21 protein-coding genes and 1 pseudogene are annotated in these 21,238 nt (G+C 68.3%); 14 read left to right on the top strand and 8 right to left on the bottom strand.

Going from position 1 to position 21,238, the window contains the following annotated elements; all coding sequences use genetic code 11:
• Window positions 1-187: 187 nt before the first annotated feature.
• Entirely contained in the window at window positions 188-3,781 is a 3,594-nt protein-coding gene (gene smc / locus AC0VYB_RS12425; RefSeq protein ID WP_009378328.1) for a chromosome segregation protein SMC, read from the bottom strand.
• A gap of 177 nt (window positions 3,782-3,958) precedes the next feature.
• Between smc and AC0VYB_RS12430 the strand changes: the two genes are divergently transcribed.
• A complete protein-coding gene (locus AC0VYB_RS12430) occupies window positions 3,959-5,893 on the top strand; it encodes a BCCT family transporter (protein ID WP_009378326.1) in 1,935 nt (644 codons plus the stop codon).
• Window positions 5,894-5,927: 34 nt separating this feature from the next.
• Here the strand turns inward: AC0VYB_RS12430 and AC0VYB_RS12435 are convergent, their stop codons facing one another.
• Window positions 5,928-6,074, bottom strand: a complete 147-nt coding sequence (locus AC0VYB_RS12435) for a zinc finger domain-containing protein (RefSeq protein WP_009378324.1) — start codon at window positions 6,072-6,074, stop codon at window positions 5,928-5,930.
• A gap of 601 nt (window positions 6,075-6,675) precedes the next feature.
• Here AC0VYB_RS12435 and trxB point away from each other — a divergent pair.
• The 8 genes and pseudogenes from trxB to chrA all read left to right on the top strand — a co-directional run bounded on the left by trxB (window position 6,676) and on the right by chrA (window position 12,656).
• Window positions 6,676-7,650, top strand: a complete 975-nt coding sequence (gene trxB, locus AC0VYB_RS12440; RefSeq protein WP_040341762.1) for a thioredoxin-disulfide reductase — start codon at window positions 6,676-6,678, stop codon at window positions 7,648-7,650.
• Window positions 7,647-7,973: a thioredoxin gene (trxA, locus tag AC0VYB_RS12445; RefSeq protein ID WP_009378320.1), complete on the top strand. Its 327-nt coding sequence runs from the start codon at window positions 7,647-7,649 to the stop codon at window positions 7,971-7,973. Before trxB ends, trxA begins: the two co-directional genes overlap by 4 nt.
• Window positions 7,970-9,076: an ACR3 family arsenite efflux transporter gene (gene arsB / locus AC0VYB_RS12450; protein WP_475384725.1), complete on the top strand. Its 1,107-nt coding sequence runs from the start codon at window positions 7,970-7,972 to the stop codon at window positions 9,074-9,076. Before trxA ends, arsB begins: the two co-directional genes overlap by 4 nt.
• Window positions 9,076-10,068, top strand: a complete 993-nt coding sequence (locus AC0VYB_RS12455) for a metalloregulator ArsR/SmtB family transcription factor (protein WP_137825209.1) — start codon at window positions 9,076-9,078, stop codon at window positions 10,066-10,068. The genes arsB and AC0VYB_RS12455 overlap by 1 nt, the downstream gene beginning before the upstream one ends.
• A gap of 15 nt (window positions 10,069-10,083) precedes the next feature.
• Window positions 10,084-10,482: pseudogene (locus tag AC0VYB_RS12460) on the top strand (arsenate reductase ArsC); the annotation flags it as partial.
• A gap of 42 nt (window positions 10,483-10,524) precedes the next feature.
• Complete coding sequence (locus AC0VYB_RS12465) at window positions 10,525-10,929, top strand: arsenate-mycothiol transferase ArsC (protein ID WP_259800697.1); 405 nt, start codon at window positions 10,525-10,527, stop codon at window positions 10,927-10,929.
• Between the two features lie 163 nt (window positions 10,930-11,092).
• On the top strand, window positions 11,093-11,443 hold the full coding sequence (locus AC0VYB_RS12470) for a PadR family transcriptional regulator (protein ID WP_009378310.1): 351 nt from the start codon (window positions 11,093-11,095) through the stop codon (window positions 11,441-11,443).
• Window positions 11,436-12,656 (top strand): chromate efflux transporter, encoded by a 1,221-nt coding sequence (gene chrA / locus AC0VYB_RS12475; protein ID WP_009378308.1) that lies wholly within the window; start codon window positions 11,436-11,438, stop codon window positions 12,654-12,656. Before AC0VYB_RS12470 ends, chrA begins: the two co-directional genes overlap by 8 nt.
• A gap of 95 nt (window positions 12,657-12,751) precedes the next feature.
• Here the strand turns inward: chrA and mutM are convergent, their stop codons facing one another.
• Together mutM and AC0VYB_RS12485 are read right to left on the bottom strand one after the other, a co-directional pair.
• Window positions 12,752-13,606, bottom strand: a complete 855-nt coding sequence (mutM, locus tag AC0VYB_RS12480) for a bifunctional DNA-formamidopyrimidine glycosylase/DNA-(apurinic or apyrimidinic site) lyase (RefSeq protein WP_040341758.1) — start codon at window positions 13,604-13,606, stop codon at window positions 12,752-12,754.
• 579 nt (window positions 13,607-14,185) lie between these two features.
• Entirely contained in the window at window positions 14,186-15,184 is a 999-nt protein-coding gene (locus AC0VYB_RS12485) for an arsenic resistance protein (RefSeq protein ID WP_009378305.1), read from the bottom strand.
• Between the two features lie 105 nt (window positions 15,185-15,289).
• Here AC0VYB_RS12485 and AC0VYB_RS12490 point away from each other — a divergent pair, with 105 nt between their 5' ends.
• Genes AC0VYB_RS12490 through lspA form a run of 4 tightly spaced genes read left to right on the top strand, consistent with a single transcriptional unit; the run spans window position 15,290 to window position 18,579 of the window.
• Window positions 15,290-15,715, top strand: coding sequence for a MerR family transcriptional regulator (locus tag AC0VYB_RS12490; protein ID WP_009378303.1), 426 nt, complete (start codon window positions 15,290-15,292; stop codon window positions 15,713-15,715).
• A 37-nt stretch (window positions 15,716-15,752) separates the two neighbouring features.
• Entirely contained in the window at window positions 15,753-16,112 is a 360-nt protein-coding gene (gene cmtR, locus AC0VYB_RS12495) for a Cd(II)/Pb(II)-sensing metalloregulatory transcriptional regulator CmtR (RefSeq protein WP_007633539.1), read from the top strand.
• On the top strand, window positions 16,109-18,019 hold the full coding sequence (locus tag AC0VYB_RS12500; RefSeq protein ID WP_179952583.1) for a heavy metal translocating P-type ATPase: 1,911 nt from the start codon (window positions 16,109-16,111) through the stop codon (window positions 18,017-18,019). The genes cmtR and AC0VYB_RS12500 overlap by 4 nt, the downstream gene beginning before the upstream one ends.
• Window positions 18,016-18,579, top strand: coding sequence for a signal peptidase II (lspA, locus tag AC0VYB_RS12505; protein WP_009378298.1), 564 nt, complete (start codon window positions 18,016-18,018; stop codon window positions 18,577-18,579). The genes AC0VYB_RS12500 and lspA overlap by 4 nt, the downstream gene beginning before the upstream one ends.
• Before the next feature lie 195 nt (window positions 18,580-18,774).
• On the opposite strand, the gene AC0VYB_RS12510 is transcribed toward lspA, so the two are convergent.
• A complete protein-coding gene (locus AC0VYB_RS12510) occupies window positions 18,775-19,083 on the bottom strand; it encodes a zinc finger domain-containing protein (protein ID WP_311199573.1) in 309 nt (102 codons plus the stop codon).
• Window positions 19,084-19,121: 38 nt separating this feature from the next.
• On the opposite strand from AC0VYB_RS12510, the gene AC0VYB_RS12515 reads away from it, so the two are divergent.
• Entirely contained in the window at window positions 19,122-19,304 is a 183-nt protein-coding gene (locus tag AC0VYB_RS12515; RefSeq protein WP_009378296.1) for a hypothetical protein, read from the top strand.
• A 187-nt stretch (window positions 19,305-19,491) separates the two neighbouring features.
• Here the strand turns inward: AC0VYB_RS12515 and AC0VYB_RS12520 are convergent, their stop codons facing one another.
• Genes AC0VYB_RS12520 through AC0VYB_RS12530 form a run of 3 tightly spaced genes read right to left on the bottom strand, consistent with a single transcriptional unit; the run spans window position 19,492 to window position 21,233 of the window.
• Complete coding sequence (locus AC0VYB_RS12520) at window positions 19,492-20,409, bottom strand: cytochrome c biogenesis CcdA family protein (RefSeq protein WP_009378292.1); 918 nt, start codon at window positions 20,407-20,409, stop codon at window positions 19,492-19,494.
• Window positions 20,410-20,412: 3 nt separating this feature from the next.
• Window positions 20,413-20,943, bottom strand: a complete 531-nt coding sequence (locus tag AC0VYB_RS12525) for a TlpA family protein disulfide reductase (protein WP_259786940.1) — start codon at window positions 20,941-20,943, stop codon at window positions 20,413-20,415.
• On the bottom strand, window positions 20,940-21,233 hold the full coding sequence (locus AC0VYB_RS12530) for a hypothetical protein (protein WP_009378284.1): 294 nt from the start codon (window positions 21,231-21,233) through the stop codon (window positions 20,940-20,942). Before AC0VYB_RS12530 ends, AC0VYB_RS12525 begins: the two co-directional genes overlap by 4 nt.
• Window positions 21,234-21,238: the final 5 nt, after the last annotated feature.

Below are 21,238 nucleotides of genomic sequence, written 5' to 3' on the forward strand. Positions count from 1 at the left end.
GCAGTCACCCCGTGGTTCAGCCGACTCGGCCATGGACGTCCCGCTCCTCATGTTCTCCGACAGTGCTCCTTCGTCCGACAAGTCTATAGTCCCTGCACAGGGCATGAGCGATCCGGGGTCGTGTGGCTGCTGGAGAATTCCCTGGGACTCCCCTGAGCATCTCCGGTTCGGAGCCTCCGACGAGGCATCAGTGACCTGCTGGCGCGGACTGCTCGGACTGGGAGGGGATCCGCTGGGAGATCACCTTCGAGACCCCGTCGCCGTGCATCGTCACCCCGTAGAGGGCGTCGGCGATCTCCATCGTCCGCTTCTGGTGGGTGATGACGATGAGCTGGCTCGAGTCCTGCAGCTCCCGGAACACCGTGAGCAGGCGGGAGAGGTTGAGGTCGTCGAGGGCGGCCTCGACCTCGTCCATGACGTAGAACGGACTCGGCCGGGCCTTGAAGATCGCGACGAGCATGGCCACGGCCACGAGCGAGCGCTCCCCGCCGGAGAGCAGCGACAGCCGCTTGACCTTCTTCCCCGCGGGCCGGGCGTGGACGTCGACGCCGGTGGTGAGCATGTCGTCGGGGTCGGTAAGGCTCAATCGTCCCTCACCGCCGGGGAAGAGACGGGAGAAGATGTCCTCGAATTCGCGCGCGGTGTCGGCGTAGGCCTCGGCGAAGACGCGTTCGACGTGACGGTCGACCTCCTCGACAAGCTGCATGAGGTCCTTGCGGGAGGATTCGATGTCGGCGATCTGCTTCTCGAGGAACTGGTGGCGCTCCTTGAGCGCTTCGTACTCCTCGAGCGCGAGCGGGTTGACTGTGCCGATCCGGTTGAGCTGCTTCGTCGCCTCCTTGTGCCGCTTCTCGACCTCGGCGCGGACGTAGGGCCGCTCCTCCTCGCCGTCTTCGAACCCGGGAACGGGGGTGTCGGGGCCGTAGGCCTCGATGAGGCGCTCGATCGAGAGCCCCGTCTCCTGTTCGGCGCGGTGCTCGATCTCCTCGAGCTTGAGCCTGTACCTCTCCTTCGCGAGTTCGGCTTCGGCGGCGGCGTCCTTGAGCCTGCCGAGTTCCTTCCGCGTCGTGCTCAGCTCCTCGCCGAGGCGGCCCTTCTCCTCCCGCAGGCCCGCGCGCTCGGTGACGAGGACCTCGATGGACTCCCCGAGCTCGGCCACCGTGGCGGTCGCCAGCGCCGCCGCCTCCTCGGCGACTTCGGCGATCGCCTGCGCCGAGGCGGCTGCGGTGGTCTTGCGGGCGATCGTCCGCTGGGCCTGTTCGCGGGCCGCCTCCTCGGCGGTGGCCTGGCGCAGCAGGGAGTCGACGCGGTCGCGGAGGAACCGCGCCCGGTCGGTCGCGGACTTGTGCGCGATGCGGGTCTCGATGACGTCCTCAGAGGTCTGGGAGACCTGCCGGCTGAGGTCGTCGCGGCGGGTGGTGTCGACGACCTCGTCGACGTCCTCGGCTCCGGCCAGTGCCGCCTCGGCGGCGTCGGCCTCCTGCCGGGAGGCGGCGAGTCGGCGGTGGAGTTCTGCGTCGTTGTCGGCGGCCCGGGCCAGCCGGGTCTCGTCGGCGCTGATCTCCCCAGCGATGCGGGAGACCTCCTCGGCGGCGGCCATGATCTGCGCGTCCGAGGAGTGGAGGGCCTCGAGCGCTGCGGCGGTGACGGGCTTCGCCTCGGCGAGTTCGGCTTCGGTGGCGGTGATCTCCGCGTCGAGTCCGGCCACGGTCGCCTCGAGGCCGGCGATCGTCTCCTCGGTCTCGGCGAGCGCCGTCTGGGAGGCGAGCCTCGTGCCCGAGGCGGTGCGGGTCCGGCTCACCCTGGTCGAGGTGATGACCTCGCCGTGGACGGTGACTGCGGTGAGCTGCGGGTGCGCGTCGACGACGGCGAGCGCGGCGGCCGCATCCGGAGTGCAGACGACGGAGGAGAGGGCGGACTTGACGAGCCCCTCGAGGTCGGGATCGTCGGCACCGACGACGTCGGCGAGGCGCGTCGCCTCCGGTGCTTGGTCTCCACCCTTGCCGGATCCCCCCGCCGAGGCGGTCGCCTCAGCGAGCCCCGGCGCACCGTCGGGTTCGGGGCGGGGTCCCGTCGGGATCGTCAGGGACACGTTCGTGTCTTCGCCGAGGTGGTCGAGCACCGTGAGCGCGGCCTGCGGGGAGTCGACGATGACGCCGCTGACCGTCGTCGACAGGGCGGCGGCCACGGCCATCTCATAGCCGGTGGTCACGGTCAGCCGCTCGGTCACGGCGGTCCGTACGCCGGGCAGTCCGGAGGAGACGATGTCGTCGAGGTCGGCCTCGAGCGCGGTGCCCAGGGCGAGCGCCTCCGCTCGGGCCCGGGCAGAGGCGAGCTCCGAGCTCGCGTCGGCGCGCCTGGCCTTCTGCTCGGCGAGTGCGTCTTCGAGCGCGGTCTGGGCGGCCTTCGCCGTCTCGTAGGTCTCATCGAGGGTGCTCTCGCCCTCTTCGACGTTCTCGACCGCGTCTTCGGCCACGGTGAGGGCCTCACGGCGGTCGGCGAGGCGGGCTTCGATCGTCGTGATCTCGGTGCGCCCGGCTTCGATCCGGGATTCGAGGTCGGTGATGCGGGCCTGTGCCTGCTCCTGGCGGGAGTGGAGGGTCGAGCGGTTCTTCACCGCCTCGGTGATGGCGATCTGCGCGGACTTCACCTCGGCCTCGGCCTCCCGCAGGGCCGCGGTGAGCTCCTCCTTGCGGGTGTTCGCGGCCTCGAGAGCGGTCGTCGATTCGGTGACGGCCTCCTCGGCGGCGCCGAGTTCGTCCCTGATGCCGTCGGCCTGGCTGCGCAGCTCGGCGGGTGAGCGTCCCTCCCGGCGGCCGAGGCTCGTGACCTCGGAGAGGAGGTGGGCGCGCTTGTCTCCGGCGCGGCTGGCCAGGCCGCTGGCGCGCACGGCCTGGGTCTGGGTGCGGGACTCCGCGGTTCGCATCGCTTCGAGGTCGCCCTCGACGGTGGTCAGGCGGGTCTCGATCTCGTTCAGCCGGGATTCCGTCTGCGTGCGGCGGGCTTCGAGGTCGGCGATCCGCTCGGTGTGGTCGCCACCCCCGTCGGAGGCGGCGAAAAGGGAGGCCTGGAGGCGCACGGCATCGTCGGCCAGCAGCCGGGCGGTGGAATCGCGAAGGGTGGCCTGGACGGTGGCGGCCCGGGCGGCGGCCTGGGCTTGGCGTCCGAGCGGTCCGAGCTGCCGGTTGAGTTCGGTGCGCAGATCGCCGAGGCGGTCGAGGTTCGTCTGCAGGCCGGTGAGCTTGCGGACGGCCTTGTCCTTGCGGCGGCGGTGCTTGAGGACGCCGGCGGCCTCCTCGATGAAGCTGCGGCGCTCGATGGGGTCGGCATGGAGGATCGCGTCGAGGCGGCCCTGGCCGACGATGACGTGCATCTCCTTGCCGAGGCCGGAGTCGTTGAGGAGCTCCTGGATGTCGAGGAGGCGGGCGGGTGCCCCGTTGACGGCGTATTCACTGCCACCGGTGCGGAAGAGGGTGCGGGAGATCGTCACCTCGGTGTAGTCGACGGGGATGGCTCCGTCGGAGTTGTCGATGGTCAGGGTCACCTCGGCGCGGCCGAGGGCCTGGCGCTTCGAGGTGCCGGCGAAGATGACGTCGTCCATCTTCCCGCCGCGCAGGTTCTTCGCGCCTTGTTCGCCCATCACCCAGGACAGCGCGTCGACGACGTTGGACTTGCCTGATCCGTTGGGTCCGACGACGCAGGTGATGCCCGGCTCGAACTTCAGGGTCGTGGCCGAGGCGAAGGATTTGAATCCGCGCAGGGTCAGGCTTTTGAGATGCATCGTGCCCTTAAGCATAGCGGGATTGCGGGCATCGCCCCGCTCACCCTGTTGCCCACGTCACACATTTTGGTAGTCTGCCTCTCACGTCGCCTATCCGGTGCCGCCTGCATAAGCTCCACCGCCGTCGAGACCAAGGAAGGATCGCCGCACAGAGGCGCAGTCGCGGCAACCGAACCCATGAGCGATTCCCCCGACGAGTCCACGACCACCTCAGCGACGAACGGCTTCGACAGGACCCGCGAACTCATCACCCATCTGCAGAACCCGCCGACGAAGAAGCGCTATCTGCGCCGGATCGGACTCGACAAGACCGTCTTCTTCACCGCCGGCTTCATCGCCGTCGCCTTCGTCGTCTGGGGGTTCATCTCTCCTGAGAGCCTCGGCGTCGTCGCCGGTGCCGCGCTGACCGGGGTGATGGACAACTTCGGGTGGCTCTTCGTCATCGCCGCCACCGTGTTCACGATCTTCGTCATCGTCGTCGCCGTCAGCCGCTTCGGCCGGATCCCGCTCGGCAAGGACGGCGAGACCCCGGAGTTCCGGACCTCCTCGTGGATCGCGATGATGTTCGCCACCGGCATGGGCATCGGTCTCGTCTTCTCCGGTGTGGGCGAGCCCCTCTTCTTCTACATGTCTCCCCCACCGGCGACCGTCGACGGTTCGACCGCCGAGGCGATGGGCACAGCCATGGGCACGACGCTCTTCCACTGGACGCTCTACCCGTGGGCGATGTACGCGATCGTCGGCCTCGGCGTCGCCTACGGGTCGTTCCGGCTCGGGCGCTCGCAGCTCTTCTCCTCGATGTTCACCTCGCTCTTCGGCGAGCGCGTCGTCAACGGCATCGGCGGGAAGTTCATCAACATCCTCGCGATCCTCGCCACCCTCTTCGGTTCAGCGTGCTCGCTCGGGCTCGGCGCGATCCAGATCGGCGGCGGCATCGAGACCGCGGGCATCCTCTCCGACGTCTCCTCCCCCATCCTCGTCGTCATCATCGCGATCCTCACCGCGGCGTTCGTCGCCTCGGCGGTCTCCGGGGTGGAGAAGGGCATCCAGTGGCTGTCGAACATCAACATGGTCCTCGCCGTCATCGTCGCCCTCATCGTCTTCATCGGCGGGCCGACCCTGTTCATCCTCAACGTCGTCCCCTCCGCCGTCGGGTCGTTCATCGAGGATCTGCCGCAGATGGCCTCACGGACGGCAGCGAACGGAGTCGGCGTCAACGAATGGCTCTCGTCGTGGACGGTCTTCTATTGGGCATGGTGGATCTCGTGGTCGCCCTTCGTCGGCCTCTTCATCGCCCGTATCTCCCGCGGTCGGACGGTGCGCCAGTTCGTCACCGGCGTCCTCATCGTCCCCTCGGTCGTCTCGACGATCTGGTTCGCGATCTTCGGCGGCGGCGCCATCGGCATCCAGGAGCGCGCGGAACGCGGTGAGGGCACGGTCAGGGCGCTCGCAAGCATCGTCGACGGTGAACCGGACATCAAGATGGACACGATCCTCTTCGACCTCCTCGGCGCGCTTCCCCTGCCCAATCTCATCGCGATCATCCTCATGATCGTCACCGTCATCCTCATCGCGATCTTCTTCGTCACCGGTGCCGACTCCGCGTCGATCGTCATGGGCACGCTCTCGGCCAACGGTGCCCTCGAACCGGGCCGGCGGCTCGTCATCTTCTGGGGTGTCGCGACCGGTGCGGTGGCCGCCGTCATGCTTCTCGCCGGGGGCAGTGACCCCGCCGAGGCGCTCAACGGGCTGAAGAACATCACGATCGTCTCCGCGCTGCCGTTCGTCATCGTCATGCTCCTCCTCTGCGTCGCGCTGTGGAAGGACCTCTGCCAGGATCCGCTGGTCATCCAACGGGAGCTCGCGACCCACCTGCTCGACCAGTCCGTGGCCACCGGCGTCAACGAGTACGACGGTCAGGCCTTCGGTCTGGCGACCTCGGAGCTCAGTCAGGTCCCGACCGACGGGGACGGGCCGGACGGCTCAGACGGTTCGGACCGTGTGGGGGCCGGCCGGGCCCGGACCGGGGTCGGGAAGGGCGGGGACGCTCCCCCGCCGATCGGGCACGAGCCCGATGATCCCGACGCCGAGGCGGACGGTCGTCGGACGTGAGACGACCCCGGCCGTGAGGTGAGCGCACGTCAGCTCACCGGTACCGCGGCGCCTTCTGGCACTGCGGGCAGAAGTGGGTGCCGCGTCCGCCGACGGTGAGCTTGACGATCTCGCCGCCGCAGCGCACGCACTCCTGGCCGCCGCGACCGTAGACGAGCAGCGCCCGATCGAAGTATCCCAACTTCCCACGATAGATACATTGAAAGACTGGGGGTCTCCAAAGGTGACGTATCCGCTGGTCAGAGGCTACTTCACTACGAAGTGACGTACGGACGACGTGCGTTGCCTACACACCAGAGTACGGCCTCAAGACTTCAACATGCCAACGGCGCGGTCGAATGTATAACCGGGCATCCGCGACCGTGCGCACAGGACTCCTCCGCCATCGAGGATGGGCACTGCGTCACCCATGACGCACTCCCGGTCACCCTTGCTTCTTCTTTTGGCGTCCTGTTCGAGCTAGTGGTCCGTGAAGACCTTGGCGATGGACGTCGTCCGCTCCCGCGTCAGAGGCGGCGCGGTCCGGACATTGGCCCACTCCCCTCGCTCCACTGAGTTCAAGGGAAAGGTCCGATCTGTGCGTGGGCTGCGCCATGCGGCCACCTGGTGCAGGAACGCGGTGCGTCATCCGGATTTGAGGGCGTAGGCGCATCCAATGCACGCCGCCATGCGGCCGCTCCAACCCTGGCGGGTGCGTGGTGCGGCGACATCCAAGGTGAACATCGAGTGAACCCTCATGTGCCAGCTTGACCCATTGATTCGACATCCTTCAATATAGAAACATGTCGAATCAAGATACTGAGTTGGTCATCGTCGGATCGGGCCCTGCCGGATACACTGCCGCGGTCTACGCGGCGCGAGCAGGCCTCGCCCCAGTGTTGATCGCCGGTTCGGTCACGGCCGGCGGCGCGCTGATGACGACGACCGAGGTGGAGAACTTCCCCGGCTTCGTGGACGGCGTCCAGGGACCGGAGCTGATGGAGGCGATGCGTGCGCAGGCCGAGCGCTTCGGTGCCGAGATCGTCTATGACGATGCGATCCGCCTCAGCCTCGACGACGGCGTGAAGATGGTCGAGACCGGGAATGGCGTGACGTATCGAGCCCGCGCGGTGATCCTGACGATGGGCTCGGCCTACCGGAAGCTCGGCCTCCCCGAGGAGGATCGTTTGTCCGGGCACGGCGTCTCCTGGTGCGCCACCTGCGACGGCTTCTTCTTCCGAGATCAGCAGATCGCTGTGGTCGGCGGCGGAGACTCCGCGATGGAGGAGGCCTTGTTCCTCGCCCGGTTCGCTTCGAAGGTGACCGTGGTCCACCGGCGTGACGAGTTCCGGGCGTCGAAGATCATGGCCCAGCGCGTCATGGAGCACCCGAAGGTCGAGGTGGCATGGAACAGCGAGGTCGCCGAGATCCTCGGCGACGAGCGAGTGACCGGGTTGCGGCTGCGCGACACCACCAGCGGGGCCGAGCGCGCTCTCGACGTCACCGGGGTATTCGTCGCGATCGGGCACGATCCGCGCTCCGAACTCGTGGCCGGTCAGGTCGGCATCGATTCCGACGGCTATGTACAGGTGGCCCACCCGTCGACGCGGACTAGCCTGCCGGGCGTCTTCGCGGCCGGCGATCTGGTGGATCACACGTACCGGCAGGCGATCACCGCCGCCGGCACCGGCTGCGCCGCCGCGCAGGACGCCCAGCACTACCTGTCGAATCTTGCTCCTGCTACCCACGCGGAGCCCGTCCTGGAGGTCTCCGCATGAGCACCATTGCCCACGTCACCGACTCCACTTTCCAAGCCGAGGTGACTGAGTCGGAACTACCTGTCATCGTCGACATCTGGGCCACCTGGTGCGGGCCGTGCAAGGCGATCGCTCCGATCCTGGACCAGCTCGCCGAGGAGTACGACGGTCGTGCCCGGATCGTCAAGGTGGACGCCGACCAGAACCCGGAGACCGTGACAGCAGCCGGGGTGACATCCATCCCGACCCTCGCCTTCTACACGGGCGGAGAACGGGTCGATGTGCTGATCGGCGCGCATCCGAAGCCTGCCATCGCCGCGAAGCTCGAGGAGCTGCTCGCATGACCGCCGCATCCACTGCTACTGCCCGCATCGCGCCGAAACGGCTCTCCACGCTCGACAAGTGGCTGCCGCTGTGGATCGGCCTCGCCATGGTCGCGGGACTCCTTCTAGGCCGATTCCTCCCTGCACTGTCAGACCTGCTGAGCCATCTGGAGGTCGGCGGGATCTCGGTCCCGATCGGGCTCGGGCTGCTGGTGATGATGTACCCGGTGCTCGCGAAGGTCCGCTACGACAAGGTCGCCGCCGTCACCGGCGACAAGAAGCTGCTGGCCTCCTCGCTTGTGCTGAACTGGCTGGTCGGCCCCGCCGTGATGTTCGCCCTCGCGTGGATCTTCCTGCCAGACCTGCCCGAGTACCGCACCGGCCTCATCATCGTGGGCCTCGCGCGCTGCATCGCCATGGTCGTGATCTGGAACGACCTCGCCTGCGGCGACCGCGAGGCGACCGCGGTGCTCGTGGCGATCAACTCGGTGTTCCAGGTCGTGATGTTCTCCGTGCTCGGCTGGTTCTACCTGACGGTGCTGCCCGGCTGGCTGGGCCTGGATGCTCAGGGGCTGGAGGTCTCGGTCTGGCAGATCGCGCTGAACGTGCTGGTGTTCCTCGGCGTGCCGCTCGTCGCGGGCTTCGCCTCGCGATGGATCGGCGAGAAGCGGCGCGGACGGGATTGGTACGAGGAGAAGTTCATCCCGAAGGTCGGTCCCTGGGCCCTCTACGGCCTGCTTTTCACCATCGTGCTGCTGTTCGCCCTGCAGGGAGACGCGGTGCTGGGCAAGCCGCTGGACGTCGCACGGATCGCGCTGCCGCTGCTGGTGTACTTCGGCCTGATGTGGTTCGCCGGGCTCCTGCTCGGCAAGGGCATCGGCCTCGGCTACGCGCGGTCGACGACCCTGGCCTTCACCGCGGCGGGCAACAACTTCGAGCTCGCGATCGCCGTCGCGATCGGCACCTTCGGGGCGGCGTCCGGCCAGGCGCTGGCAGGCGTCGTCGGGCCCCTCATCGAGGTCCCTGTCCTGGTGGGGCTCGTCTACGTCTCGCTCTGGGCCGCCCGCGCATGGTTCCGCACAGACCCGTACGCCGCTGAAACCATCACTGAATCGAGGACATGATGAGCGAGGACATCCTGCTGCCCGAGCCGTGCGCGCCGACAGCGTCGCACGCGATCAGCACTGAGGTCGCGGCCACGGTCGCGAGCGCGTTGAAGGCGCTGGGCGACCCCTTCCGGCTGCGGATGCTCTCGGCGATCGCGGCAGACCCGCGCGGAGAGTCCTGCGTGTGCGACCTCGCCGAGCTCGCCGAGGTCTCCCAGCCCACGGTCTCCCACCACCTGAAGGTCCTCAAGAACGTGGGCCTGTTGGACGCCGAACGCCGCGGCACCTGGGTCTGGTACCGCATCAACCCGGCACGCCGTTCGGCGGTGACCGCACTGCTGGACGCCTTCGCGCCGGCGGCCATCGCCGAGGCAGCGCCCGAGGCACTGCCTGACGAGGACCCTGCGGACACGGACGCGCAGATCGCCCATCTCGCCGCGGACCTCGCGGCCGCGACCCCGGCCCTGCCGCCCGAGACCGTAACTGGCATCGTGCGGGAGTCCTACGCCGCACTGGCCCGCAGCGCGAAGATCACCCGCTACATCGTGCCGCTGACCGAACGGTTCGCGAGGCAGCGCCTGGCCGACCTCACCCGCGACCGCGAGAGCGCCGCACCCCAGTTGCTGTTCGTCTGCGTCGCGAACGCCGGCCGCTCCCAGCTCGCCGCCGCCCTGGTCAGCCGGCTCTCCGGCGGACGGGTGATCGCCCGCTCGGCCGGATCTACCCCGGCCGCGGACGTGCACCCGCACGTCAGGTCCCTGCTCGCGGAGATAGAGGGAGACGACGCATCTCAGCGCTTCCCGAAGCCGCTCACCGACGACGCCGTGCGCGCCGCCGACGTGGTCGTGACCATGGGATGCGGCGATGTGTGCCCGGTCATCCCCGGAGTCCGCTACGAGGACTGGGCCGTGGGAGACCCGGCCCTCGCCTCGCCCGAGGGCATCGCGGCCATCCGCGACGACATCGAATCCCGTGTCCGCAAGCTGCTCGACACGCTCCTCACCGACTGAAACCGAAGGAACCTCATGACCGACCAGAAGCCCTCCGTCCTGTTCGTCTGCGTCCACAACGCCGGACGCTCCCAGATGGCCGCCGGCTACCTCCGCGACCTCGCCGGCCACCGCATCGAGGTCCGCTCCGCAGGATCGATGCCCGCCGACCAGATCAACCCGATCGCGGTCGAGGCCATGCGCGAAGAGGGCATCGACATCACCGCCGAGCAGCCCAAGGTCCTCACGACCGAGGCCGTGCAGGACTCCGACGTCGTGATCACCATGGGCTGCGGCGACGCCTGCCCGTTCTTCCCCGGCAAGCGCTACGAGGACTGGAAGCTCGAGGACCCGGCAGGGCAGGGCATCGAGGCGGTCCGGCCCATCCGCGACGAGATCCGCTCGCGCATCGAAGCGCTCATCGAGGAACTGCTCCCCCCGGCCGCCCCGCAGCAGCAGGACGAGCGCCAGCCTTCGGTGCTGTTCGTCTGCAAGAAGAACGGCGGGAAGTCCCAGATGGCCGCCGCGCTCATGCGCAAGCTCGCCGGCGACGCCGTCCAAGTCCACTCCGCGGGCACGGCCCCGGGGTCCGAGCTCAACGCCATGTCCGCCGCGTCCGTCTCCGAGGTCGGGGCGAGCATGGACGGCGAGCACCCGAAGCCGATCGACCCGGGCCTCCTGCTTTCCGTGGACCGCGTCGTCGTCGTCGGCGAGGAAGCCGTGGTCGAGCCCGTGCCGGGAATAGCCGGGGTCCTCGAGACCTGGGTGATCGACGAGCCGTCGACGCGGGGCATCGAGGGCGAGGATCGGATGCGCCTGATCCGTGATGAGATCTTCGGGAAGGTCCGCGAGCTCGCCACGGAGCTCGCATCTGAAGACTGAGCGAACCTCTGCAAGAACGAAAGGCGTTCGCTCGCGCTGCTGGGGATCGAACTTTCTCGCACCGGAGCAGAAGCCCCCGCCGTCTCGTGACACTTCAGCTGTTCGTTGAATCATCGAGACAGGCGACTCCGAGTCCTTGACTCACTATCTGTAGTCGATATCGATGCACGTTGCTGACATGGAGTCCAACGACGACGCTTCGACGGAGTTCGAGCACCACGACCTATTGTCCGGGCTCGTGCGCATGCACGTCCTGCACCACGCAGCGCAGGAGGAGATCTACGGGGCGTGGATGATCGAGGAGCTCGCAGGCCATGGCTACCGGCTTTCGCCCGGGACGCTATACCCGATGCTGCGCCGGATGGTCGCCGACGGATATCTGACCATGCGCTCCGAGCGCGACGGACGCACGGTGCGCAAGTACTACTCCGTCACCGACAAGGGACGCGAAGGGCTCGCCCAAGCGCGGGAGCGCGTCCAGATCTTCACCCGAGAGGAACCCGAACATGACTGATGCCGTGTCCGCACCGACGAGAGCCGTGGGAGGCTCCGCCTGGGAGGTGTTCCGCGTCTTCCTCAGGCTCGGCGTCACCTCCTTCGGCGGACCGATCGCGCACCTGGGCTACTTCCGCACCGAGGCCGTCGAGCGCCGGAAGTGGCTGGACGACAGGGAGTACGCCGACCTCGTCGCGCTCTGCCAGTTCCTGCCGGGCCCCGCGTCGAGCCAGGTCGGGTTCGCGATCGGCATGCACCGCGCCGGGGCCCTCGGCGCGCTGGCGGCGTTCCTCGCCTTTACGTTGCCATCGGCGGCGCTGATGGTCGCGTTCGCCTACGGGGCGTCGCTGTTCACCGGCCCCGTCGCCGAGGGACTGCTCATCGGGCTGAAGATAGTCGCGGTCGCCATCGTCGCCCAGGCGGTCCTGGGGATGGCGAAGAGCCTGGCTCCCGACAGGCAGCGCGCGTCGATCGCAGCCGTCGCCGCGGCCGCGGCCCTGCTGCTGGCCGGATCGTCAGGGCAGGTCATCGCGATCGCGCTCGGCGCGGTCGCCGGGTACTTCTTCTGCCGTGCTGCGAGCATGGCGACCGGCGGGGCGCTGCACTTCCCCGTCCGGCGCGGCGTCGGCGCAGCGAGCCTGGTCCTGTTCGGGATCCTGCTGCTCGGCCTGCCAGTGGCAGTGATCGCGACGGGCTCAGGAGGTCTAGCGCTCTTCGACGCCTTTTACCGCGCGGGCTCCCTGGTCTTCGGCGGCGGGCATGTCGTCCTGCCGCTGCTCCAGTCCGGAGTCGTCGAGACCGGGTGGGTGGGCGACCAGCAGTTCCTGGCCGGCTACGGTGCTGCGCAGGCGGTGCCCGGGCCGCTGTTCACCTTCGCCGCGTTCCTGGGCACGGCATCGACCACTGGGCCCGGCGGAGTCCTCGGAGCGGCGATCGCCCTTGTCGCCGTCTTCCTGCCCGGATTCCTGCTCCTGGTCGGCGTGCTGCCGTTCTGGAACTCGCTGCGCCAGCGCCCCTGGGCCCAGGCCGTGATGCGCGGAGCCAACGCCGCGGTCGTCGGTATCCTCGCCGCAGCCCTGTACTCCCCGGTGTTCTCCACCGCGATCACCGGCCCCGGCCCGTTCGCTCTCGCGCTGGTCTGCTTCGTGCTCCTGATCGCGTGGAAGCTGCCGCCGTGGGTCGTCGTGATCGTCGGCGCTGCTGGAGGAGTGCTGCTCTCGCTCGTGCCCTGAACGGACAGCTTGTGTCGTCCGCGGGAGCCCTGAGCACTTTCTCCACATCTGTCTGCTCAACGTCCGTGACCTGGCCTCCTCAGGCAAACTCCTCATCACGCTAGGGTCGTTGTCGATTTTCGCTGGCAGATCGGACACGAGTGGCTCGAGCGGTTCATGAATTGTTCCCGCACGATCGGCGTCCCGCAGCGCGTGCAAGGCTGGCCGGTACGACCGTAGGCATTCAGGCTGCGGGCAAAATAACCGCTGCTGCCGGCCACGTCGACATAGAGGGAATCGAACGAGGTTCCGCCTTGGTTTAGCGCGGCGGCCATGACGTCGCGCGCAGCATCGATCAGCGTTGAGATCCTTGGCTTGCTCAAGGACGATGCCGCCGTCTCCCCGTGCACCTTGGCAGCCCAGAGTGCTTCGTCGGCGTAGATGTTCCCGATGCCGGACACTACCGTCTGGTCCAGCAGCACGCGCTTGATGCCGGTTTTTTTGGCCTTGATCAACGCAACTGCTGCCGGCTGGTCGAACAGCGGATCGAACGGATCCCGCGCGATGTGGGCGATCGGCGAGGGTAGCACCGCTCCGCCTTCGTCGTACATCAGATGCCCGAACGTGCGCTGGTCATCGAACCGCAGATCGTGGCCGCCGTCGGTGAAGGTGATCCGCGCCCGCTCGTGCGCAGCGACGGCAGCATCAGGCGACGTGATGAGCATCTGCCCGCTCATCCCCAGGTGAGCCAGTAGTGCGTCCTCGCCGTCCAGGATCAGCCACAGGTACTTACCGCGGCGGGCAGTCCCCGTGATCGTCGCCCCGACCATCCGTGCGGCCAAATCCTCCGTACCGCGCACATGACGGCGGGCCGCACGCGGATGCAGAATAGTGGCCGAGGCGATCGTCCGGCCACGGACATGATCGTCGAGTCCACGGCGCACGACCTCGACCTCAGGAAGTTCAGGCACGGGTAGCACCTCGCAGTGTCCGGGACCCAGGGCTACGGCGGTGCGCTACTGAACAGGTCGGGCTATCGAGGCGCTTGGTCAGAGCCTGTCGTGCCAAGTCAGACCGGGGTATGATTCGTTGACGCCGGCCCGCTGACCGGCACTGCCAATCGCGACATTGGAGTGAACGGCCTCCTTCGACCCGCTTTAATGCAATGTTTAAGTAGCCCTACTTCCCACGATAGATACATTGAAAAACTGGGAGAGTAAGACGATGGCGTTTTCGCTGGTCAGAGGCTACTTCACCGCTAAGTGACGTGCGTATGATGTGTGCTGCCTCCACACCAGAGTACGGCCTCACGACGTCAACCTACCAACTGCCCGATCGAAGGAAGGATCGGGCATCCGCGACCCGTGCGCACAGGACGCCTTCGCCATCGAAGCAGTCCCGGCCTCCACTTCTCCTTCTCTTGGCCTTCTGTTCGATCAGGTGGTAGTGGGGACCTGAGCGACGCCCGCCGGCCGCCCTGACGAGAGCCGAGGCCCGCCTTCGGCACTTCTCTGATTGAGGGATCCCGGCACCCCCGTTGCACGAGGCTTCTACGACACGGACTTCGCCGGTCCTATCTCAGGATCGTGAGCCACGCGGATGATCCACGGGATCAGTCGCACGAAAACCACCATGACGACCAGCTCGACCAGGGTCTGCGTGACGACCACGAGGGGCGCGAGGTCGAACGCCGCGGGCAGCGCGAGCACCAGCGGCAGCACGACGAGTGAGTTCCGGGTCGCGCCGCTGAACACGATCGCCCGTCTGCCCGGCACGTCGAGGCCCGCGACTCTGCCCGCCAGCATCCCGACCGGCACCATCACGGCGGCGAAGAGGACGTAGACCGGCACCGCGAGGAGCAGAGAGCCGAGCCGCGCGCTCACGCCAGCGATCTGCGAGGCGACGACGACCGCGAGCGTGGCGACCATGAGCGGCACCATCGCGCCCATGACCGCCTGTTCGACCCTGCGCGCGGCGCGCGATCTGGCCGCGGACAGCTGGGTCAGCGCCGCGCCCACGAGGGGCAGGGCGATGATGAGCACGAAGGCCTCGACGAACGGCGCGAACTCCACGGACCCCACGAACTCCGCTCCGACGAACAGCCATAGGTACAGCGGCAGCAGGAGCATTTGGGTGAGCATCAGCAGCGGGGCGGCTGCCAAGAGCTTCTCCTCGTCGCCGCCGGCAAGCCCGGCGAAGACGATCACATAGTCGATGCACGGGGTCAGCAGCACGAACAGCACGCCGACGAGGAGCACCTGGTCGTGGGCCACGATCCCCGACAGCAGCCAGACGACGGCGGGCACCAGCACGAAGTTCACGACGAGGATCGCGGCGAGGAAGCGCCAGTCGCGGAAGGCGTGCCCGATTCTGCCGAACGGGATGCCGAGGAACGTGGCGTAGAGCAGCAGCGCGAGCACTGGGTGGATCGCCAGCTCGGCCGGGTAGGCGACCACGGGCCAGGCCAGCCCGACGACGGCCCCGATCGCCAGCCCCGCGACATAGAGCGCGACCTGGTGCCGCTCCATCCATTCCACGCTCATCTGCATCTGTTCTCCCTCATCACGTGCAAGGGCGGGCAATCCCGCCTACAGAAAAACGTTAGACCTTGAACCCGGGTTGAAGGTCAAGCTAGCGAAGCATAGGCTCGAAGCATGAAGATCTCCGAGGTCGCCGAGCGCAGCGGAGTGCCGGCGAGCACGCTGCGCTACTACGAGCGCCTCGGCTTCCTCGCGGCGCGCCGGAGCCCGAACGGATACCGGGACTTCGACGAGGGCCACCTCGAGCGGCTCGACTTCATCGCTTCAGCCAAGCGGCTCGGACTCGAACTGCCCGAGATCCGCCGCCTCTTGGAGCTCGCCGACACGGGCACCTGCACCGGCGTCAAGGTCGCGCTGCAGCCGCTGCTGGCCGAGCAGATCGCCGCCGTCGAACGGCAGATCAGCATCCTGACCGTACTCCAGGAACAACTGAGCGCGGCGCAGGCCCACGTCGACGACTGCCCGGACAGCGACGAGCAGTGCCGGTCCGAGTGCGCGTTCCGGGCCTTCGCACGGACCGCGCCGGTGCCCCATCAGTAATAGCCAATAGGTCAGCCATTGCTGTATAGTTCAGTGCATGCTGACTATTGCTTCTCGCCTCGACGTCATGAACCGGCTGGGCCGGGCCATGGCGGACCCGACGCGCTCCCGGATCCTGATGACCCTGTTGGACGGGCCGAGCTACCCGGCCGTGCTCTCGCGCGAGCTGGAGCTGACGCGCTCGAACGTGTCGAACCACCTGACCTGTCTTCGTGACTGCGGGATCGTGGTCGCCGAGCCCGAGGGGCGGCAGACGCGCTACGAGATCGCCGACCCGCACCTCGCGGCGGCGCTCACGGCGCTGGTGGACGTGACGCTGGCCGTGGACGAGCACGCGCCGTGCGTGGACGCCGAGTGCACGGTGCCGGGCTGCTGCGGGACTGGAGCGGGCGCGTGAGCGCGGCGTGCGGGTGCGACGAGCCGGAGACCCGGGTCGGCGAGGAGGCCGAGGAGGAGCGGGAGCGCCCGTGGTGGCGTGACCGCGGGATCATGGTCCCGGTGCTCTCCGGCGTCGCCTTCGGCACGGGCCTGGTCCTGGAATGGACGGGGGCGGAGATCCCGTCGCTGGTGGCGTTCTGGATCGGCCTGCTGCTGGGTGCGTCGACGTTCACCCCGGGCGCGGTCCGCAAGCTGTTCAAGGGCAAGCTGGGCATCGGGCTGCTGATGACGATCAGCGCGGTGGGCGCGGTCATCCTCGGCTACGTCGAGGAGGCCGCGGCGCTGGCGTTCTTGTACTCGATCGCCGAGGCGCTGGAGGACAAGGCGATGGACCGCGCCCGCGGCGGGCTGCGGGCGCTGCTCAAGCTGGTCCCGGAGACCGCGACCATCCGGCGGGATGGCGCGTCCGTGGAGGTCGCCGCGAAGGATCTGGCCGTTGGTCAGCTGATGCTCGTGCGTCCGGGTGAGCGGATCGCGACCGACGGGATCGTCCGCACGGGCCGGTCGAGCCTGGACACCTCGGCGATCACCGGGGAGTCGATCCCGGTGGAGGTCGAGCCCGGCGACGCGGTGTCGGCCGGGGCGATCAACACTGCCGGTGCCCTGGAGGTCGAGACGACCGCGGCGGGTACCGACAACTCGCTGACCACGATCGTGGAGCTGGTCGAGCAGGCGCAGGCCGAGAAGGGGGACCGTGCCCGCCTGGCCGACCGCATCGCCCGGCCGCTCGTGCCCGGCGTGCTGATCCTCGCCGCTCTCGTCGCGATCATCGGCTCGCTGCTGGGCGACCCGGAGCTGTGGATCACCCGCGCCCTCGTGGTGCTCGTCGCCGCGTCGCCGTGCGCGCTGGCGATCTCCGTCCCGCTGACCGTCGTCGCCGCGATCGGCTCGGCGAGCAAGTTCGGCGTGATCATCAAATCCGGTGCCGTGTTCGAACGGTTCGGCGTGATCCGCCACGTCGCCGTCGACAAGACCGGCACCCTCACCCGCAACGAGCCCGCCGTCACCGCCGTCCTCACCACGGACGGCGTGACCGAGGCGCAAGCCCTGGCCTGGGCGGCATCCCTGGAGCAGCACAGCACCCACCCGCTGGCCGCCGCGATCACCGCCGCCTCGCCCGGAGCCCCCGCCGCCCTGGACGTGACCGAGCAGGCCGGGCACGGCATCGAGGGCACCCTCGACGGGGCCCGGGTCACCGTCGGCAGCCCCCGATGGCTGGACGCGGGAACGCTCAAGGACCAGGTCGCGGGCCTGGAGGAGCAGGGCATGACCGTCGTGATCGTGCACCGCGACGGGGCTCCGGTCGCGGCGATCGGGGTCCGCGATGAGCTGCGCCCCGAGGTCCCCGAGGTGGTCCGCACCCTCGCCGCCCAGGGCGTCGGGATGACCATGCTCACCGGCGACAACGCCCGCACCGCCCGGGCGCTGGCCGCGCAGGCCGGGATCGACGACGTGCGCGCCGAGCTGCGCCCGGAGGACAAGGCCGCCGCGATCAGCGAGCTGCGCAGGCACGGCTCGGTCGCGATGATCGGCGACGGCATCAACGACGCCCCCGCCCTGGCCGCCTCAGACATCGGAATCGCGATGGGCGCGACCGGCTCCGACGCCGCGATCGAGTCCGCCGACGTCGCCTTCACCGGCCACGACTTCCGGCTCCTCCCGCGCGCGTTCGACCACGCCCGCCGCGGCAGGCACATCATCAACCAGAACATCATCCTGTCCCTGCTGATCATCACCGCGCTGCTGCCGCTGGCGCTGTTCGGCGTGCTCGGCCTCGCAGCGGTGGTGCTGGTGCACGAGATCGCCGAGGTGATAGTGATCCTCAACGGGCTCCGCGCCGCCAGGACGAGGAAGACCGCCTCGTGAACGTGCCGGATGCCGTCGAGACGGCTGACGCCGGCGTCGCGGACGAGAAGGCCCCGCCTCCTCCCACCCGGCGGGCGGTCGGCGCAGCTCTCGCCGTCGGCGCGCTCGGCCTCGCTCTGGACCAGGGGACGAAGGCCCTCGCGGCCGCGCGGCTGACGCCGGGCGAACGGGTCCCGCTGCTCGGCGACTTGTTCGGCCTGTCCCTGGTCTACAACCCCGGGGCCGCGTTCTCGCTCGGCGCGGGATCGACGTGGATCTTCACGGCCGTCGGCGTCCTCGCTTCGGTGGCGGTGGTCGTGTTCGCCGCGCGGCTTCGGGGCTTGCGGTGGGGCCTTGCCCTGGGCATGGTCCTCGGCGGTGCGGTCGGCAACCTCGTCGACCGGCTCGGTAACCCGCCCGCGATCGGTCAAGGGCACGTCACGGACTTCCTCGCCTACGGGAGCCTCTTCGTCGGGAACATCGCGGACGTCTTCGTGGTCGCCGGTGTCGGCCTGGTCTGCCTGAACCTCGCCTCGCCGAGGCCGGGCGAAAATCATCGCGTACGAAATGCCCAGCCGTGATGAAACTGGAACAGCTGAACATCGCCACCCACAGGAGATGTTTCGTCACGAAAGTGCGACCTCGGTCTTCGGAGTCCGGTTCAGTTCTACTTCACCGAGTTCTTGCATCCGGCGGGGCGTATTCGATCGATGCTGGGGCCTACGTGCATTGATCAAGGCGCGTCGAAGCAACACTCATCGCGTGAAGCAGGGCCTCTATCGTTCCAGCTGGCAAACCGGGCAGAGGTGGCTCGATCGGTTCATGATCTTCTTCCGTACTATCTGCGTTCCGCAGCGCTCGCACGGGTGTCGAGCGATCCCATAGCCAGCCAGAAGGTGCACCCCGTAGCCTGCGTCACACAATAGGAGCAATGAATTACGGGAGGTGTGACGAAGGGGTCTGAACTGTTCACCGGCGGATTCACGCCGGCGGGCGTGGTGACGTACAGTGCCTATGTTACGAGAACGGAGCCTCAGGACTTCAGCCTGAGAGGAACGGGCGCAGTCGAGGAAAGAGCCGGCCACAAGCGATCTACGGTCCAGGAAACCTCTGCCATCGACGGATGGACATTACATCCCTGCTGCGAAGACCCAGCTTCGACACCTCATTTTCGTTTGCCATCACATTCGAGCAGGTGGTCAGCGAAGATCCGGGTGATGTCCTCGCCTGTTCGCGCGTCAGCCGCAGCGCAGCTTTGCCGATCTTCTGGACGTGCACGTCGTGCACGACCGAGCCGAGCGCCTAGTCCAAGACCGAGACTCGGATCATTGTCCTGATGAGCGGGCGTCCGTCGCGTCCACTCACCTTCTCGGTACGGGCCGGAAGTCTTCCCCGCCATATTCGCCGCCAGATGATCTTGGCGCTGTAGTTTTGGCGCTCGGCGGTAGTTACGACGTCGAGTCAATCGTCCTCAGATTCCGGCAGAGTCGTGCTCACTCCGTCGTCGCGCTCGGCCGGTCGTCGGCAGAGTGCGCTTGCTCGGCGTCGCAGCAGTCTCCATTGGCCTTCCAGATGGACATAGGACGGCGTCCGGCGAGGGTTCCGAGCAGCAGCGCGACGAACACGGCCGCGACGGACACTCCGGTCACGACGCCGACGTGCCCCTGGACCCAGTCAGACACCGAAGTTGCGACCGCGGCGACGGCATTGGTGCGGCCGAACGCTGAAGCGTCACCGGTGACGGCCGGGTACCAGTACCAGGCCAGGTAGGCCCCGGTGAGGATGAGCACGGCGGCGGTGACCCTGGGGCCATAGCGTGCCAGTGAGGCAATGCGTCGCGAGAGCGCCGTACCGGCAGCGGCAGCGGTGACGGCGACGAGCAGCAGGACGCTCGCGGATCCCGCGGCGTAGACGGCGAAGACGAGGAGCAGGCCGGCGAAGCTGGCTGTGGCCTGCGCCTGCGCGACGACGGCGAGGAACACTCCGAAGGTGCACGACAGCGACGCCGCGGCGTAGCCGACCCCGAAGACGACCATGCGTGCGGTGCTCGGCGGACGCGCCGTGACCCGGCTGGGGATGCCGGGCAGCCGGAGCGAGAACGAGCGACCGGCCAGCATCGCCGCGCCGAACAGGACGAGCACGACGCCGACGGCGAGCCCCAGTGCTGGAGCGGCCTGGATCAGGCTCCGCGCTCCGGCACTCACAGCGATACCCGCCAGCGCCAGCGTGCCTGCGAACCCGATTGTCACGGCGAGGCCTGCCCGCAGCGATCGCAGGAGGCGCACCGGGGCCGGGGAGGATGCGGCGTCGCCCAGCGCGTGGGTGATCCATGCCGGAAGCAGTGCAAGACCGCAGGGGTTGACCGGGGCGATCATTCCGGCAGCGAAGGCGAGGGCAAGGAGTCCACCCATGGCTCAGGCCCCGGCCTTTTCGAGCTCGCCGATGATCGTCTCAGCGTCGGGGTCGGTGGCGCGGAAAGTCACCCGGCCGTCGGAATCGACGATGATGAGCGTGGATAGCGCGGCGACGTCGAATCGCTGGGACAGGGTTGCGCCCTGGTCGATGGCGGCGGGGACGCGTTCAGCCTCGACGTATTTCATGAAGCCTTCGATAGTCTCCTTGGTTTCGCGCGGATCCATGTCGACGGCGAGGAATCCGGCACCGGTGCCGTTCGCTTCCGCGCTGGCGGCGGCCTCGCCGAGGGATCGGACCCCGCCGACGCATTCGCCGCAGCCGACAGAGAAGAAGAACACCGCGGTGGGCTTCCCCGCGGCGGGCAGGCTGACCTGCCTGCCGTCGATGCTGGTCACGGCCGCGGGCGAGCCGACATCGGCTGTGGGCGCGGCGTCGTCAGATTTGCCGCAGGCGGTCAGGACCAGCGGTCCTGCGACCATGAGGCCTGCGAACGAGAGCGCCGCGCGGCGGGTGAGGGGGGGGGTGGTCATAGGTTCTGGTCTTCCTTCGTGTCGGTGGCATGATCGGAATCAATGGTCGGGCAGCAGTCGTGGCCGGTGCGGTCGCTGCGGGTCCGGCGGTGGGCGGCGGCGAGTACGACGAGCACCACGAGCGCCATGCCGGTGCCTACCACACAGGGGTTGGCGAGGATCCCGCCGAGGCCGGCGAGCACGCCGCCGGCGATGAGCAGCGGCAGACCGCAGCACAGTGCCATGAGGAGCACGACCCCTGCCCCGAGCACCAGGCCGCCGCCGGGTCGGTCGTCGCGTCTGGTCGTCATCGGTG

This window comes from Brevibacterium sp. Z349TD_9 (genome assembly GCF_056173565.1).

Bases quoted from the DNA above. Each gene is read 5' to 3' on its own strand.
- smc (WP_009378328.1), bottom strand. From the start codon at position 3,781: ATGCATCTCAAAAGCCTGACCCTGCGCGGATTCAAATCCTTCGCCTCG.
- AC0VYB_RS12430 (WP_009378326.1), top strand. From the start codon at position 3,959: ATGAGCGATTCCCCCGACGAGTCCACGACCACCTCAGCGACGAACGGC.
- trxB (WP_040341762.1), top strand. From the start codon at position 6,676: ATGTCGAATCAAGATACTGAGTTGGTCATCGTCGGATCGGGCCCTGCC.
- trxA (WP_009378320.1), top strand. From the start codon at position 7,647: ATGAGCACCATTGCCCACGTCACCGACTCCACTTTCCAAGCCGAGGTG.
- arsB (WP_475384725.1), top strand. From the start codon at position 7,970: ATGACCGCCGCATCCACTGCTACTGCCCGCATCGCGCCGAAACGGCTC.
- AC0VYB_RS12455 (WP_137825209.1), top strand. From the start codon at position 9,076: ATGAGCGAGGACATCCTGCTGCCCGAGCCGTGCGCGCCGACAGCGTCG.
- AC0VYB_RS12470 (WP_009378310.1), top strand. From the start codon at position 11,093: ATGCACGTTGCTGACATGGAGTCCAACGACGACGCTTCGACGGAGTTC.
- chrA (WP_009378308.1), top strand. From the start codon at position 11,436: ATGACTGATGCCGTGTCCGCACCGACGAGAGCCGTGGGAGGCTCCGCC.
- AC0VYB_RS12485 (WP_009378305.1), bottom strand. From the start codon at position 15,184: ATGCAGATGAGCGTGGAATGGATGGAGCGGCACCAGGTCGCGCTCTAT.
- AC0VYB_RS12490 (WP_009378303.1), top strand. From the start codon at position 15,290: ATGAAGATCTCCGAGGTCGCCGAGCGCAGCGGAGTGCCGGCGAGCACG.
- cmtR (WP_007633539.1), top strand. From the start codon at position 15,753: ATGCTGACTATTGCTTCTCGCCTCGACGTCATGAACCGGCTGGGCCGG.
- AC0VYB_RS12515 (WP_009378296.1), top strand. From the start codon at position 19,122: ATGGACATTACATCCCTGCTGCGAAGACCCAGCTTCGACACCTCATTT.
- AC0VYB_RS12520 (WP_009378292.1), bottom strand. From the start codon at position 20,409: ATGGGTGGACTCCTTGCCCTCGCCTTCGCTGCCGGAATGATCGCCCCG.
- AC0VYB_RS12525 (WP_259786940.1), bottom strand. From the start codon at position 20,943: ATGACCACCCCCCCCCTCACCCGCCGCGCGGCGCTCTCGTTCGCAGGC.
- AC0VYB_RS12530 (WP_009378284.1), bottom strand. From the start codon at position 21,233: ATGACGACCAGACGCGACGACCGACCCGGCGGCGGCCTGGTGCTCGGG.